We start from the raw sequence: 10,779 nt of genomic DNA, 5'->3' as shown, positions 1-10,779 counted from the left end.
GTCCCCTGCCCCCTACCCCCTCCCGCCGTGTTCCCCCCCCTGGGTGGATGCGCCCACACCCCCCCGCTGCAGAAGCCACCCCACCCCCCCCCCCCCCCTCCCCCCCCCCCCCCCCCGCCGCTGTTCGTGTCGTCCGCTGCTCAGCGACCGGCGAGGAGCCGGTTGACCGCGGCGTCCACGTCGAGGTGCTCGCTCTCGCGGCCTCGCGGCACGACCACGTAGGTCCGCCGAAGGAACCTGACTAGAACGCTGCGAGGCACCTCAAACAGGGCATTTCCATCTGGTGAAGAAAGGGCGAGCGCGACGAAGTCCCCGCGCGGTGTGGCCCACGGCCATACCCGGACATCGCCAATTCCGGCGGGCTCGTCGAGCCCGGTGACGAGTAGTTCTCGGGCGAAGGACCAACTGACCGCTTCGCCGCCGGCAGATTCGGCATGAAACAGGACATGGACCGCGTACGGGTCGGCTGGGTCGTAGCGCAGACTGGCACGCACCGGCAGCGCGGTGGCATCAGGTGCGACGAGCCTTAACGACGTCTCGACCTCGACTGTCGTCGGTCGGATGACACTCATGGACGTTCTCCCCCCGGCACCGCTGCGGGGCGTACGTGCCCCGCTTTTCCCATCCTCAGGTGATGAACCTGGTTACGCTCCGCCATACGCTGATCTCACCCAGTAGTGGGAAGAGGGTCCCCGAACGCCGTTCGAAATAGAAATTTTAGGTAGGATGTCCAGTTCTACCCACATCTCTGATCCCACCCGGCGTCGGATGGTTCACACGTCGACTCACTCCGGTAACGTCCAGTCGTCCTGTTGAGTGACGGGCCGGGCCGACACTGGGGGGCGAAATGGTCATGAAATGCTCCTCAATGGAGCAATGGCCATAGTGACGGCGACCACGGTGCTGCCGGTCGAGCGCGGGGGGACACTGGTGGTCGAGGAGCGGAGGAACCACGTGCCCGACGACGAGCGCGTCGCCTACGAGCGCCAGCCGCGACCCGCGGACGGCGACTCTTTGGTGGTGGAGCGGGAGCAGGCACCATCCGGTGTCCGGCAGCGGGTGCAGACCGCTCTGGAGATCATCCGGGCCAACCCCACCGGCCGGATCGCCCTCAAGATCATCGTGGCGGTGGTCGGTGCGATCGTGGTCCTCGTCGGCCTGGCCCTCATCCCGCTACCCGGACCGGGCTGGCTGCTGGTGATCGCCGGCCTGGGCATCTGGGCGGTCGAATACCACTGGGCCCGTCGGCTGCTCACCTTCACCCGGCGCAACGTGCAGGGCTGGACCCGCTGGGCCACCCGCCAGTCCTGGCCGGTACGCCTGCTGATCGGCGCGGTCGGCCTGGTCTTCGTCAGCGTGGTCGTCTGGCTGTCGCTGAAGTACAGCCTCGGTATCGACATCGTCGCCACCGTGCTGCACTACCTCGCCACCAACTGACCCCGAAGATGCGCGGTGCCGACCGGATCAGGTACAGTCATGCGCGCTGAGGGCGATTAGCTCAGTGGGAGAGCGCTTCGTTCACACCGAAGAGGTCGCTGGTTCGATACCAGCATCGCCCACCAGGTAAAGAGGGTATGTCCCATTGCGGGACATGCCCTCTTTCCGTTGTCGGGCCATCCGGCCGAGGATCCCTCCGCTCGGGCCACCGGCGATTCGTCCATCCGAAAAAATGCGAATGCGCGGCGCCGCTTTCTCCGTCGCCCGGAACGCCGACCGGCGGGATCGGGCGGAGCCGGCGTAACCGGAGTTCCCGTTCCGTCGTTGAGCGCGGGAGAAGCCAGGACGGTCGACCCGATGGCCGGTCGACGTCAGCAGCAAGCGGGTCGTCCGCCCGTGGCGTGGCAACTCCATACTGGACGGGTGCGCGCAGACGCCTCCGGGCCAGCCGATCCCGCTCCGGCCGGCGACCCGCCCCGGCACTGGGCCTACGACAAGAGGGGCGCCCTCGTCTACGACGGGGGGCCGGGGCTGCCGGACGGGCCGCTGCGCGCTGCGCTCGCGGAAACCGCCCGATCGTCGCTGGTGGGCGTCCTGTTCGGGGTGCTGATCGTGGTGGTGGCGGACACCCTCGGGTTCCCCGACGCCGGCATGCTCGCCGCTGTCGCCGTCGCCGGGGTGGGTCCGGTCCGGCAGGGGCACCGGTTGCGGGCCCGTCTCGCGTTCGCGATCCCCGGCGTCGTCTGCGCGGCGCTCGGCCTGTGGCTGCTCGGGCCCCGGCTGCCGGAGCCGTGGGAGTTCTTCGTACCCGTCGCCCTCGCCATCGTCGTCGGCGAGCACGTGTCCACGGCGTTCGTCTACCGGCGGCCGCGCGGGGCCGGTGCGGGCCCTTCCTAACATGGGGAAGATGGACATCAACCTGGCTGAGGAACTGCTCCTGCTCGGCTACGGGGACGACGGATCGCCCACCCCGGACTCGTCCTGGCTGGACTACGGGTTGGCCGGCGCGGTCCTGGTCGAACTGGCGATCGCCGGTCGGGTGGCCCCGGTCGACGGGCGGCTACGGGTGCTCGATCCGACCCCGACCGGTGACGCCGTCGTCGACCGGGGACTGGCCGAGATCTCCTCGGCCCGTACCGAGAGCACAGCGGTGGACTGGGTCGGCCGGCTGCGGGAGGGGCTGCGGGACGCCGTACTCGACCGGCTCGTCGGGCGTGGCCTGCTGTCGCGTACGGAGCAACGGGTGCTGTGGGTGTTCCCGAGCACCCGCTACCCGTCGACCAGCACCGGTCAGCCGGGCGCGGAACTCGACGCCCGCCGCCGGCTGCTGCTCGCCCTGGACGGCACCACCCCGCCCGACCGGCGTACCCACGCGCTCTGGTCGTTGGTCTGTGACATCGGACTGGTCGCCTCGGCCTTCCCCGGCCACCCGCCGGAGGAGGTACGCCGTCGGCTGGACGCGTTCGGCGAGCCGGAGTGGCCGAGTACGGCACTGCGGGACACACTGGCCGAACTCCAGATCGCGCTGGGGGCGACCACCACCGTGACGATCATGGGTGGGGGCAGCTGAGCGCCGACCGTGCGGCCGCTGCGGTCCGTACGGCCGGTGGTTAGGCTCGGCCCACGGCGGGCATATCCGCCGGCAACGGGCAGCAAGGAGAGACGACATGACCACCCCTGACGGATCGGCCGAGACGGACGTCTGGTTCCCTCACGACGAGGGTCAACTGTCGGCGGACGACACGCTGGAGGATCGGGGGCTCGACGACGCCCTCGACGAGGGCTACTCCCCGCCGGAGAACTACCGGGGCTCGACCGCCTTCGGTGTGACCGCCGAGGAGGCCGGCATCGGCGAGTCGCTCGACCAGCGGATCGCCCAGGAGGTCCCGGAGCAGGCGACACCGTGGGAGACCCCGCTGCTCCCGACCGACCTCGACGAGGACGCGCTCTCCCGCGAGGCCGACGAGTTCCTCGACGCCAACGAGGTCGGCGACCTGCGCGCGGGCCGGCTGGTCGCCCCCGACCAGGGGCTGGGACCGGACATCGAGGGCGAGTCGATCGGCAGCGACGTCGGCATCGACGGTGGCGGCGCGTCGGCCGAGGAGGCCGCGATGCACATCGTCGAGTTCCCCTGACCGACTCCCAAGGCTCCACCGAGCCGGGTCTGACCGGCTCTCCGCGTTCCGTCGGCCGGCGAAGAGCACGGGATCGCGACGGGCCACAGGTGTGACCCGGCCCGCACCGGTGCCGGGGAACTCCCGGCGAGGCCGGCCCGACCACCTACCGGGCTGACGCGACGGTGGGAGCGGGGTCGGTGGTGGTGCACGGTGGACGGGTCGTTGCCCGGGTCGCCATGCTGGCTGGGGCTGCGCTGGCCGTACTGCTCGCCGGTCTTCCGGTCGCCACCACACCGGCCTGGGCGCACTCCCGGCTGCTCGGCACCGACCCGGCCGACGGCTCGACCGTGACCGGGGCGCTGCCGGCGGTGACCCTGACCTTCAACGAGGTCGTCCGGGCCGATCTGAGCACGGTTCTGGTCGAGGGCGCGGACCGGGCGGGCTACGGCGACGGGCCGGTGCGGGTGGTGGACCACCGGATGCGTCAGCCGGTGCACCCGCTGCGGTCCGGCGACTACCGGGTGGCGTGGCGGGCGATCTCCGCCGACGGGCACCCGATCGAGGGCCAGTTCCGGTTCAGCGTCGCGCTGCCGCCCGGCCGGGAGCCGGCGGCACCCGTCGACCCGCTCCGGGCCACGGCACCCGTCGCGGCCACCGGGGGCTCGGCGCCGCTGTGGTGGTGGCCGGCCGGGGCGGTCACCCTCGCCGCCGTCGCCGCCGGGTTGATCCGGGTACGCCGACGTCGACCGGACGGTACCCGGTGAGCGGCACCGACGTACCCGTGCCCCGGCACGGCGGGCAACGGGCCGGCGCCGAGCCTGATGTGCCCGCCGCCGCACCTTCGACCGCGTCTCCGAGGCCCGGATCCTCGGCCACGACGCCGGGGCGGACGACGGATCCGGGCCGGCCCGGTCGACGGGGGAGCGGCTGTGGTGGCTGCCGGTCTCGGTAGCCGGTAGGCGCGCGTCAGGCCGTAGCCGATAGGCGCGCCATCCGACCATCCGGCCCGGTGGTCGTGGCGGGCAATCGGTCAGCCGGCACCTGGTTGCGGCGGATAACCGGTCACGGCGCCCGGTGGTTGTTGCGGGTGATCCGTCGGCCGGGCGCGGTGCTTGTGCCGGGTGACCGGTCAGCCGGGCGCGGTGCTTGTGCCGGGTGACCGGTCAGCCGGGCGCGGTGCTTGTGCCGGGTGACCCGTCAGGCGGCGCGGTGGTCGTCGTGGCGGGCGTGGGCCGGGCCGGGGTGGGCGCGGACCAGGCGCAGCGGCGGGACGGGGGCGGCGACCTCGTCGACGTCGAAGCTGGCCCGCCAGCGGGACGGGCCGGGCTGGCGTCGCTGTGGTGGCTCGCCGGGGTCCAGCGCCGGACGGGTCAGGGCGAGGATGATCAGGTAACCGGCCAGGATGAAACCGTGGCTGAGGATCCGGCTGACGTCGACCCGCCCGACGATCATGTCGTTCGCCGAGAGCAGGGTGAGCACCGCGACGAACGCGGTGAGCGTGGGCAGGATCCCCGTCGGCCGGGTGCGCCGCAGCGCGATCCAGGCGAAGCCGGCACCGATCGCCACGTTCCACGCCGCCGACTCGTGCCACAGGTGGTTCGGCGGCACGGTGGTGCCGGTGAGGTCGTGCAGGTGCTGGGTGCCCGCGATGCCGGCGATCTGCGCCGAGCCGAGCACGAACTGCACCCCGCCGAGTACGCCGAGCAGGATCCGCAGCGTGACGGCGACCCGGAGCCGGCCCGGTCCGGGCGCCGCCGCGAGCAGCCGCTCGTCGACCTCGCCAACCGCGCCGACCAGGCTGGTCCGGGCGAGCCGGGTCACCGAGGCGGCGGTGTCGACCCAGGATCGGCATTCGTTGCACTCACCGAGGTGCGCCTCGATGACGTGCCGCTCGGCAGGGTCGTCCTCGCCGTCCAGCCACGCCGAGAGCGTCTCCCGGTACTGTTCACACCCCACACCCATATTGTCGGTCCCCGGATCCGTCGAGTTCCCATGGAACTGCCGCAACCATAACCGCGGTGGCACAGGTTAACCTTCCACCATGCCTGCGACCGGGTCCGACGACGACGAGATCACCCGCTGGGCGTTGGCCGCGAAGGCCGGCGACCGGACAGCGGCGGGTGCCTTCATCCGGGCCACCCAGCATGACGTGCACCGATTCGTCACGCATCTGGTCGGTTACGGCGAGGCCGAGGACCTGACCCAGGAGACGTACCTGCGGGCGATGCGGGCGCTGCCCCGGTTCGCCGCCCGGTCGTCGGCGCGTACGTGGTTGCTGGCGATCGCGCGTCGGGTCGCGGCCGACCACATCCGGGCGCTGGTCCGCAGCCCGCGCAGCGCCGAGCTGATCGACTGGCAGGGGGCGGCCGACGCCGCCAGGGCCAATCACGGTGGCGGCTTCGAGGAGGGCGTCCTCCTCGACCAGCTGCTCCGTACGCTGCCGCGCGACCGGCGGGAGGCGTTCGTCGCCACCCAGGTCGCCGGGCTGAGCTACGCCGAGGCGGCCGAGGTCTGCGACTGCCCGATCGGCACCATCCGCTCCCGCGTAGCCCGCGCACGGGCCGACCTGGTCGCCGCGATGCGCGCCCAAGGCGGCCCCGACGAAGCCCGCGTCACCGGCTGACCCGACCCCACCCAGCGGTTGATCATGAAGTTAGCGCGACCCCTGAACCCCTGGGGTCGCGCTAACTTCATGATCAACGGTGCCTGCGGGTGGGGGCATTGAAGATCAACGAAATGTTGCGGCAACATCAGTTCGTTTTGCCGGTAACAGTTGGAACAGAGACTCGGCGTCCCACGGATTTCACAAGGGGGACGTATGAGCCACCACACACCACCTGCCCTGGACCGGCGCGGCTTTCTGCGCGCGGTCGGCGCGAGCGGTGGAGCGGGCGCGATGCTCGCCACCATGGGCGCCCTGGGACTCGCGCCGACCGCCGCGTCGGCGGCGCCCGCGTACCGGGCACCGCAGCGGTCCGACTTCCACCTGACCGGGCGCGGCGCGGCGCGCGTGGTCATCCTCGGCGGCGGCATCGCCGGCCTCGCCACCGCGTACGAGCTGGGCAAGGCCGGGTACGACTGCACCATTTTGGAGGCGCGCGGCGTTGCCGGTGGCCGTAACCTGACCATCCGTGGCGGCGACGTCGAGACTGATCTCGACGGCCACACCCAGAAGGCGAAGTTCTCCTCCGGCACCTACTTCAACGCCGGCCCCGGCCGGTTGGCCCAGTGGATGGTCACCCTGGACTACTGCCGCGAACTCGGGGTGCCGATCGAGGTGTTCACCAACGCCAACGCCGACGCCCGGATCTACAACGAGTCGACCGGCATGACCTCGGCCCAGCGCTACCGCACCGCCAAGGCCGACGTGTACGGCTACATCTCCGAACTGCTGGCCAAGGCGACCGACCAGGGGGCGCTGGACGCCCGGCTCACCGCCGAGGACAAGACCCGCCTGCTGTCGTTCCTCCAGAGCTTCGGTGCGATCGGCGGGCGGACCAGCGGGTTCGCGTACACCGGGACCAGCCGGCGCGGTTACGCGGCCTATCCGGGGGCCGGTAACGACGCCGGGACCCTGCTCGGTGCCCCGCCGCCGCTGTCGGAGGTGTTCGCCAGCAACGTCGGCCGCTACTTCTCCTTCGAACTCGGCTACGACCAGGCGATGCTGATGTTCCAGCCGGTCGACGGCATGGACGCGATCCCGCGTGCGCTCAGCCGGGCGGTCGGCCACCACCGGATCACGCTCGGCGCCGAGGTCACCGGCGTGACCAACCGGGGTCACGAGGTCGAGGTGACCTATCGGCAGGGCCGGCACACCCGGTCGATCAGGGCCGACTTCTGCGTGGGTACGCTGCCGCCGAACCTGATGGCCCGGGTGCCGCACAACCTCGGCACCAACGTGACGGCCGCGCTGGCCGGCTTCCCGGTCACCGCCTCCGGCAAGATCGGCCTGGAGTACCGCAGCCGCTGGTGGGAGATTGACGAGCGGATCTACGGCGGCATCACCGAGACCGACCTGGACCTGTCGCACATCTGGTACCCGTCGTACGGCTTCCATGGCAAGCGGGGTCTGATCGTCGGTTACTACAACACCGGCGCGAACGCGCGGACGTACAGCGCGCTCACTCCGGCGGAGCGTGAGGCGCGGGCGGTGGCCCAGGGCGTGAAGATCCACGGGGAGAAGTACCGCAGCGAACTGTCCACCTCGTTCTCGCACGCCTGGGACCGGACCCGCTACCTGGAGGGGGCCTGGACGTCGCCGCCGCGCGGGTCCGCCGGATACAACCTGCTGCTTCAGCCGGCCGGTCGGGTCTACTTCGCCGGTGACTGGCTCAGCCACGAGACGGCGTGGCAGCACGGGGCGTTCGTCTCGGCCCGGTCGGTGGTGACGGCGCTGCACGAGCGGGTGATGTCGAGCTGACCGGTCCCGTCCACCCCGGACGTGGGACCGGGGTGGACGCGCCGACCGCGGCCGGGCCGCCTCCCGACCCGGCGTCGCCGTGCTCAGGTCAGCCGCTGCCGGGCCCGTTCCAGGTGGGCTTCCATCGCCGCGTACGCACCGTCGGGATCGCCCGCACCGACGGCCGCCGCGATGTCCCGGTGTTCGGCCACGGTCGCGCTGCCCAGCGGGGCGGTGTAGCGGCGGCGGAACAGGTGCAGGTGGCAGTGCGTACGGGCGAACGCGCGCAGTAGTTGGTGGTTGCCGGCCAGCTCGGCGATCTGCCGGTGGAACCGGTCGTCGTGGCCGGCGAGGTCCTGGTAGTCGGCGTAGCTCTCGCCGGCCGGCAGGGTGCTGACCGAGTCCACTTCGGCCCGGAGCCGGGCCAGTCCGGTCTCGTCGCGCCGCAGTGCCGCGCGGGCGGCAGCCCAGGGTTCGATCAGGCCACGGAACTCGAACAGGTCGTCCACCTGGGCCGGGGTGAGGATCGGGCTGACCGAGTAGCCGCGCAGCGGTTCCTTCTCGGCGAGCCCCTCGGACTCCAGCCGGACCAGCGCCTCGCGGATCGGGGTGGAGGAGACCCGCAGGTCACGGGCGAGTTGGTCGATGCTGAGCCGGCCCCTCGGCGGGATCAGGTGGTCCATGATGAGCCGTTTGATCGCCTGGTAGACGTCCTCGGTCAGGGTCTGTCGGGCGGGCAGTGGGGCCAGCGTCGCCGGTCCGGCCGACTTCTCCGTGCGGTCCACCGGTGCATTGACCATCGATGTCTCCCGCCCGGGCGATGAAACTCGTAGATGACGAGGATAGCCCAGTGACGATGGCCCTATCGTGGCTGATCGATCGGGTCGCGTTCGGACATCTGGCGGACGTCCACGACGGACGGGCTACTCGAAGGCGGGCAGGTGGCGTTCCCGGGCCCGGTCCAGGTGGTCGCGCATGGCCGCCTCGGCGGCGTCCGGTGCGCCGGCCCGGATCGCGTCGGCGATCCGCTGGTGTTCGGCGCCGGTGGTGCCGGTCTCCGCGTACGGGAAGTAGCGGCGGTGCAGGTGCAGGTGGGCGTGGAGTCGGGCGATGCCGTCGGAGAGCAGCGGGTTGCCGGCGGCGCTGGCGATCAGCTCGTGGAACCGGGCGTCGAGGGTGGTGAACGCGGCGTGCCAGTGCCAGCCCTCGGGGTCTCCGTCGTCGGTGCCGACCGTGGTGGCCGCCTCGGCGCTGATCGCCGCCCGGAGTTGAACGCTGGCCCGCTCGGCGGCGTAGCGCGCGGCGGCGGTCTCCAGCAGTGAGCGCATCTCGAACATGTGGGTGAACTCGGCCCGGGTCAGCAGCGGGCTCACCGTGTAGCCGACCAGCGGACGCTTGCGGACCAGCCCGTCGGCCTCCAGCCGGGCCAGCGCCTCGCGGATCGGGGTGGGGGAGACGGCCAGGTCGCGGGCGAGCGCATCGATGTTGATCCGGTCACCGGGGGTCAGCGTGTGCTCCAGCACCAGGACCTTGAGCGTCTCGTACACGTCTTCGCCGAGGGTGGAGCGGCGGAGCGGACGGACCGGCTGCTGGTGGACCATCCGTCTCCTCCTGTGGGGTGGCTTCGCGCTCGGCCCGACACGCCTTGATAACGACGGCATGTTTCTTCGAGGTTAAGCCTTGACGCGAGCGAGTGTGATCGACTAAACATCCATGATACATCCTATAGGATCCACGATATGCGCGAAAGGTGCGGTCATGAATCGGAGCCCGTTGACTCGGCTCGGCGCCGCGGCTGCCATCCTGGTGCTCGGCACCCTGGCCACCGCCGGTTGCACCAAGAAAAGTGACAACGAGGCGGCCGGCGCGACCACGCGGGCGGCCGACCAGGTGAAGCTCGCCCTCGTCCCGGGCGGAGCCCACCCCTACTTCCAGCCGTGGAAGGACGCGGGCGCCAAGGCCAAGACCGACCTCGGCCTGGCCGACGTCACGTTCAACGAGACCTCCGGCTGGGACCAGACCAAGCAGAACGACGTCCTCAAGGCCCTGGCCGCCCAGGGTTACAACGCCTTCGGCATCTTCGGGGTCGCCCCGGAGAACATCAACTCCACCTTCGAGGACCTCAAGGGTCAGGGCTTCGCGGTCGGCTCGCTCGCCTCCTGCCCGGCCGGCGACGTCAACAAGGCCGACTTCTGCCTCTCCACCGACGTCGAACTGGCCGCGTACAAGGCCGGACAGGCCGCTATCGAGGCGATCGGCGGCCAGGGCAACCTGGTCCACCTCACCGGCAACAAGGTCGACTCCAACACCCAGCGCCGGATGGCCGGCGTGCAGAAGGCCGTCGACGAGGCCGGCGGCAAGGTCACGCTGCTCCAGACCGTGACCGACGTGGACAAGGACCTGCAGAGCGCGCAGAAGGCCGTCGCCGACCTGCTCGCCGCCAAGGGCACCCAGATCCAGGGCATCGTCAACACCGCCTACAACCCGGCGGTCGCCGCCGCCGAGGGCGTCAAGCAGGCCAAGCTGCCGATCAAGGTGATCGCGATCGACGACGACCAGACCATCCTGGCCGGCATCCGGGACGGCTCCGTCGCCGGCACCGTGCTCCAGAACCCGGTCGGGCAGGTCTCCGTCGGGGCGTACGCGCTGACCAAGCTCTCCGGCGGCTGCACGATCAGCACCCCCGGCGTGGTCGTCGACTCCGGATCCTTCGTGGTGACGAAGGCCAACGTGGACAACTACGAGACCGACCGGCAGGCCAAGACGGACGAGCTGAAGACGGCGTTCGACAGCCAGTACCTGACCTGCCAGTAGTCGACCCGGCCG

Annotated in this window: 12 protein-coding genes and 1 tRNA gene; 9 read left to right on the top strand and 4 right to left on the bottom strand. The window is 71.1% G+C overall.

Annotated features, from left to right (window positions below; genetic code table 11):
• Positions 1–140: 140 nt before the first annotated feature.
• Positions 141–572 carry an SsgA family sporulation/cell division regulator gene (locus ACZ6QQ_RS12500; RefSeq protein ID WP_121159322.1) on the bottom strand — a complete coding sequence of 144 codons (432 nt, stop codon included), beginning with the start codon at positions 570–572 and terminating at the stop codon, positions 141–143.
• 304 nt (positions 573–876) lie between these two features.
• On the opposite strand from ACZ6QQ_RS12500, the gene ACZ6QQ_RS12495 reads away from it, so the two are divergent.
• The 6 genes from ACZ6QQ_RS12495 to ACZ6QQ_RS12470 all read left to right on the top strand — a co-directional run bounded on the left by ACZ6QQ_RS12495 (position 877) and on the right by ACZ6QQ_RS12470 (position 4,318).
• Positions 877–1,437: a TIGR02611 family protein gene (locus ACZ6QQ_RS12495; protein ID WP_465876079.1), complete on the top strand. Its 561-nt coding sequence runs from the start codon at positions 877–879 to the stop codon at positions 1,435–1,437.
• 50 nt (positions 1,438–1,487) lie between these two features.
• A tRNA-Val gene (locus ACZ6QQ_RS12490) sits at positions 1,488–1,562 on the top strand.
• Between the two features lie 298 nt (positions 1,563–1,860).
• Complete coding sequence (locus ACZ6QQ_RS12485; RefSeq protein WP_465876078.1) at positions 1,861–2,334, top strand: hypothetical protein; 474 nt, start codon at positions 1,861–1,863, stop codon at positions 2,332–2,334.
• A gap of 10 nt (positions 2,335–2,344) precedes the next feature.
• Positions 2,345–3,007: a GOLPH3/VPS74 family protein gene (locus ACZ6QQ_RS12480; protein WP_465876077.1), complete on the top strand. Its 663-nt coding sequence runs from the start codon at positions 2,345–2,347 to the stop codon at positions 3,005–3,007.
• Positions 3,008–3,104: 97 nt separating this feature from the next.
• Positions 3,105–3,572 carry a DUF5709 domain-containing protein gene (locus ACZ6QQ_RS12475; protein WP_465876076.1) on the top strand — a complete coding sequence of 156 codons (468 nt, stop codon included), beginning with the start codon at positions 3,105–3,107 and terminating at the stop codon, positions 3,570–3,572.
• 179 nt (positions 3,573–3,751) lie between these two features.
• A complete protein-coding gene (locus ACZ6QQ_RS12470) occupies positions 3,752–4,318 on the top strand; it encodes a copper resistance CopC family protein (RefSeq protein ID WP_465876075.1) in 567 nt (188 codons plus the stop codon).
• A gap of 433 nt (positions 4,319–4,751) precedes the next feature.
• Here the strand turns inward: ACZ6QQ_RS12470 and ACZ6QQ_RS12465 are convergent, their stop codons facing one another.
• Entirely contained in the window at positions 4,752–5,516 is a 765-nt protein-coding gene (locus tag ACZ6QQ_RS12465; protein ID WP_465876074.1) for a zf-HC2 domain-containing protein, read from the bottom strand.
• Positions 5,517–5,595: 79 nt separating this feature from the next.
• Between ACZ6QQ_RS12465 and ACZ6QQ_RS12460 the strand changes: the two genes are divergently transcribed.
• Both ACZ6QQ_RS12460 and ACZ6QQ_RS12455 read left to right on the top strand, forming a co-directional pair.
• Positions 5,596–6,177 carry a sigma-70 family RNA polymerase sigma factor gene (locus ACZ6QQ_RS12460; protein WP_465876073.1) on the top strand — a complete coding sequence of 194 codons (582 nt, stop codon included), beginning with the start codon at positions 5,596–5,598 and terminating at the stop codon, positions 6,175–6,177.
• Positions 6,178–6,372: 195 nt separating this feature from the next.
• On the top strand, positions 6,373–7,974 hold the full coding sequence (locus ACZ6QQ_RS12455) for a flavin monoamine oxidase family protein (RefSeq protein WP_465876072.1): 1,602 nt from the start codon (positions 6,373–6,375) through the stop codon (positions 7,972–7,974).
• 83 nt (positions 7,975–8,057) lie between these two features.
• Here the strand turns inward: ACZ6QQ_RS12455 and ACZ6QQ_RS12450 are convergent, their stop codons facing one another.
• Both ACZ6QQ_RS12450 and ACZ6QQ_RS12445 read right to left on the bottom strand, forming a co-directional pair.
• Positions 8,058–8,753 (bottom strand): GntR family transcriptional regulator, encoded by a 696-nt coding sequence (locus tag ACZ6QQ_RS12450; RefSeq protein WP_465876071.1) that lies wholly within the window; start codon positions 8,751–8,753, stop codon positions 8,058–8,060.
• Between the two features lie 123 nt (positions 8,754–8,876).
• Complete coding sequence (locus ACZ6QQ_RS12445; protein WP_465876070.1) at positions 8,877–9,554, bottom strand: GntR family transcriptional regulator; 678 nt, start codon at positions 9,552–9,554, stop codon at positions 8,877–8,879.
• A 157-nt stretch (positions 9,555–9,711) separates the two neighbouring features.
• Here ACZ6QQ_RS12445 and ACZ6QQ_RS12440 point away from each other — a divergent pair, with 157 nt between their 5' ends.
• Positions 9,712–10,767: a sugar ABC transporter substrate-binding protein gene (locus tag ACZ6QQ_RS12440; protein ID WP_465876069.1), complete on the top strand. Its 1,056-nt coding sequence runs from the start codon at positions 9,712–9,714 to the stop codon at positions 10,765–10,767.
• The last annotated feature ends 12 nt before the right edge of the window (positions 10,768–10,779 follow it).

The sequence above is a fragment of the Micromonospora sp. NPDC049529 genome (assembly GCF_055586685.1).
The sequence above is the reverse complement of the archived record's forward strand: the minus strand, read 5'-3'. Positions and strand labels throughout refer to the sequence as shown.

Excerpts from the sequence above, each read along its gene's own strand:
- ACZ6QQ_RS12500 (WP_121159322.1), bottom strand. The coding sequence starts at position 572 with ATGAGTGTCATCCGACCGACGACAGTCGAGGTCGAGACGTCGTTAAGG.
- ACZ6QQ_RS12495 (WP_465876079.1), top strand. The coding sequence starts at position 877 with ATGGCCATAGTGACGGCGACCACGGTGCTGCCGGTCGAGCGCGGGGGG.
- ACZ6QQ_RS12480 (WP_465876077.1), top strand. The coding sequence starts at position 2,345 with ATGGACATCAACCTGGCTGAGGAACTGCTCCTGCTCGGCTACGGGGAC.
- ACZ6QQ_RS12475 (WP_465876076.1), top strand. The coding sequence starts at position 3,105 with ATGACCACCCCTGACGGATCGGCCGAGACGGACGTCTGGTTCCCTCAC.
- ACZ6QQ_RS12465 (WP_465876074.1), bottom strand. The coding sequence starts at position 5,516 with ATGGGTGTGGGGTGTGAACAGTACCGGGAGACGCTCTCGGCGTGGCTG.
- ACZ6QQ_RS12460 (WP_465876073.1), top strand. The coding sequence starts at position 5,596 with ATGCCTGCGACCGGGTCCGACGACGACGAGATCACCCGCTGGGCGTTG.
- ACZ6QQ_RS12455 (WP_465876072.1), top strand. The coding sequence starts at position 6,373 with ATGAGCCACCACACACCACCTGCCCTGGACCGGCGCGGCTTTCTGCGC.
- ACZ6QQ_RS12450 (WP_465876071.1), bottom strand. The coding sequence starts at position 8,753 with ATGGTCAATGCACCGGTGGACCGCACGGAGAAGTCGGCCGGACCGGCG.
- ACZ6QQ_RS12445 (WP_465876070.1), bottom strand. The coding sequence starts at position 9,554 with ATGGTCCACCAGCAGCCGGTCCGTCCGCTCCGCCGCTCCACCCTCGGC.
- ACZ6QQ_RS12440 (WP_465876069.1), top strand. The coding sequence starts at position 9,712 with ATGAATCGGAGCCCGTTGACTCGGCTCGGCGCCGCGGCTGCCATCCTG.